General features: G+C 44.7%; 1 protein-coding gene. It reads left to right on the top strand.

Translation table 11 applies throughout. From position 1 onward, the window contains the following. Positions 1 to 275: phosphoenolpyruvate carboxylase (locus tag AAEY75_RS14955; protein WP_352260019.1), on the top strand; the 275-nt coding region annotated here is incomplete at both ends.

Here is a 275-nt window from a genome sequence, read left to right as displayed (position 1 = left end):
ATATTGAGCCAGCACAGATGCAAGAGCTCATTGAGCAACTAAAATTCATGCCTGTATTTACCGCGCATCCTACTGAAGCGCGTCGCCGTACAACGATGAACTTATTGCAAGGTTTATTCACGCATAGCGATGCCTTAAATAACGTTGCACAAAACAGTTTTGCCTACGAGCAAGCCAGAGAAAAAACGGCGCAATCGATTGATCTGCTATGGTCGTCTGATGAAGTGCGGACGCGTAAGCCTTTAGTCTATGACGAGATAAATAATGGTCTGCAT

The organism is Psychrobacter sp. TB55-MNA-CIBAN-0194 (assembly GCF_040309505.1).
GTDB classification, from domain to species: domain Bacteria; phylum Pseudomonadota; class Gammaproteobacteria; order Pseudomonadales; family Moraxellaceae; genus Psychrobacter; species Psychrobacter fozii.
The sequence above is the reverse complement of the archived record's forward strand: the minus strand, read 5'-3'. Positions and strand labels throughout refer to the sequence as shown.